The organism is Neisseria elongata subsp. elongata (assembly GCF_900113545.1).
GTDB classification, from domain to species: Bacteria; Pseudomonadota; Gammaproteobacteria; order Burkholderiales; family Neisseriaceae; genus Neisseria; species Neisseria elongata.
The window spans coordinates 1-2,549 of the sequence record NZ_FOPS01000022.1 but is presented as its reverse complement, the minus strand read 5'-3'; the positions used below and the strand labels follow the sequence as shown (position 1 = coordinate 2,549).

General features: G+C 54.3%; 1 protein-coding gene. It reads left to right on the top strand.

Features of this window, described 5'->3' with window-relative positions; translation table 11 throughout:
- Nucleotides 1–208 precede the first annotated feature (208 nt).
- Nucleotides 209–2,497: a TonB-dependent zinc receptor ZnuD gene (gene znuD / locus BM261_RS11990; RefSeq protein WP_074898586.1), complete on the top strand. Its 2,289-nt coding sequence runs from the start codon at nt 209–211 to the stop codon at nt 2,495–2,497.
- The last annotated feature ends 52 nt before the right edge of the window (nt 2,498–2,549 follow it).

Sequence of the window (2,549 nt, the reverse complement as noted above, 5' to 3'; positions counted from 1 at the left end):
TCGGGTATCCGGGGAGAATTAAGGGGGTATTTGAGTAGAATCAGTGGATATTTGAAACAAAAACAGCCAAAAATCTTTAATTAGATTTCGGCTGTCGGGGAAAAAGGAATTTTGCAAAGGTCTCGGCCTTTTTTTCTCAAAAATCTTATCATATAAACAATAAAATGCTATATAATAACAGCCTTTCGAAATATGATGAGAAACTAAAATGACACAAACCACACTCAAACCCATCGTTTTATCTATTCTTTTAATCAGCACCCCCATCCTCTCCCAAGCGCATGAAACCGAGCAGTCGGTTGACTTGGAAGAGGTTACCGTCGTCGGTAAAAGCCGTCCGCGCGCCACTTCGGGGCTGCTGCACACTTCGACTGCCTCCGACAAAATCATCGCCGGCGATACTTTGCGGCAAAAATCCGTCAATCTCGGCGACGCGCTCAACGGCGTGCCGGGCGTCCATGCTTCACAATACGGCGGCGGCGCGTCCGCGCCTGTGATACGCGGGCAGACGGGCAGACGGATTAAAGTGTTGAACCATCACGGGGAAACGGGCGACATGGCGGATTTTTCGCCCGACCATGCCCTGATGGTGGACACCGCCTTGTCGCAACAGGTTGAAATCCTGCGCGGGCCGGTAACGCTGTTGTACAGCTCGGGCAATGTGGCGGGCTTGGTGGATGTTGCCGACGGAAAAATCCCCGAAAAAATGCCTGAAAACGGCGTATCGGGCGAACTGGGGCTGCGTTTGAGCAGTGGCAATTTGGAAAAACTCACGTCCGGCGGCATCAATGTCGGACTGGGTAAAAACTTCGTGTTGCACACGGAAGGGCTGTACCGCAAATCAGGCGACTACGCCGTACCGCGTTACCGTAAGGAAGAAGGTCGTCTGAAACGCCTGCCCGACAGCCATGCCGATTCGCAAACAGGCAGCATCGGGCTGTCTTGGGTGGGCGAGAAAGGCTTTATCGGCGCGGCGTACAGCGACCGTCGTGACCGCTACGGTCTGCCTGCGCACAGTCACCTCTACGACGACTGCCACGCCGACATCATCTGGCAGAAGAGTTTGATTAACAAACGCTATTTGCAGCTTTATCCGCACCTGTTGACCGAAGAAGACATCGATTACGACAATCCGGGCTTGAGCTGTGGCTTCCACGACGACGATAATGCACACGCGCACGCCCACAGCGGCAGACCGTGGATAGATCTGCGCAACAAACGCTACGAAATCCGCGCCGAATGGAAGCAGCCGCTCCCCGGTTTCGAAGCCCTGCGCGTGCATTTGAACCGCAACGACTACCGCCACGACGAAAAAGCGGGCGATGCGGTAGAAAACTTCTTTAAAAACAAAACGCAAAACGCCCGTATCGAATTGCGCCACCTGCCCATAGGTCGTCTGAAAGGCAGTTGGGGCGTGCAATACCTCACCCAAAAATCCAGCGCGCTTTCCGCCATTCCCGAAACCGTCCAACAGCCGATGTTGATCGACAACGATGTGCATCATTACAGCTTTTTCGGCGTAGAACAGGCAAATTGGGACAATTTCTCGCTTGAAGGCGGCGTACGCGTGGAAAAACAAAAAGCCGCCATTCAGTACGACAAGGCATTGATTGATCGGGAAAACTACTACAACCAACCCTTGCCCGACCTCGGCGCGCACCGCCAAACCGCCCGCTCGTTCGCGCTTTCCGGCAACTGGTATTTCACGCCACAACACAAACTCAGCCTGACCGCCTCCCATCAAGAACGCCTGCCGTCAACGCAAGAGTTGTACGCACACGGCAAACACGTTGCCACCAACACCTTTGAAGTCGGCAACAAACACCTCAACAAAGAGCGTTCCAACAATATCGAACTCGCGCTGGGCTACGAAGGCGACCGCTGGCAATACAATCTGGCACTCTACCGCAACCGTTTCGGCAACTACATTTACGCCCAAACCTTAAACGACGGACGTGGCCCCAAATCCATCGAAGACGACAGCGAAATGAAGCTCGTGCGCTACAACCAATCCGGCGCCGACTTCTACGGCGCGGAAGGCGAAATCTACTTCAAACCGACACCGCGCTACCGCATCGGCGTTTCCGGCGACTATGTACGAGGCCGTCTGAAAAACCTGCCTTCCCTACCCGGCAGGGAAGATGCTTACGGTAACCGTCCTTTCATCGCACAGGACGACCAAAACGCGCCTCGCGTTCCGGCTGCGCGCCTCGGCTTCCACCTGAAAGCCTCGCTGACCGACCGTATCGATGCCAATTTGGACTACTACCGCGTGTTCGCCCAAAACAAACTCGCCCGCTACGAAACACGCACGCCCGGACACCATATGCTCAACCTCGGCGCAAACTACCGCCGCAATACGCGCTATGGCGAGTGGAATTGGTATGTCAAAGCCGACAATCTGCTCAACCAATCCGTTTACGCCCATAGCAGCTTCCTCTCTGATACGCCGCAAATGGGCCGCAGCTTTACCGGCGGCGTGAACGTGAAGTTTTAAAATCGGACAGGCAGAGACCTTTGCAAAATTCCTTTTTCCCCAACAGCCGAAA

What these genes read in the sequence shown, in the direction of transcription:
- znuD (WP_074898586.1), top strand. Translation starts at nt 209, where the DNA reads ATGACACAAACCACACTCAAACCCATCGTTTTATCTATTCTTTTAATC.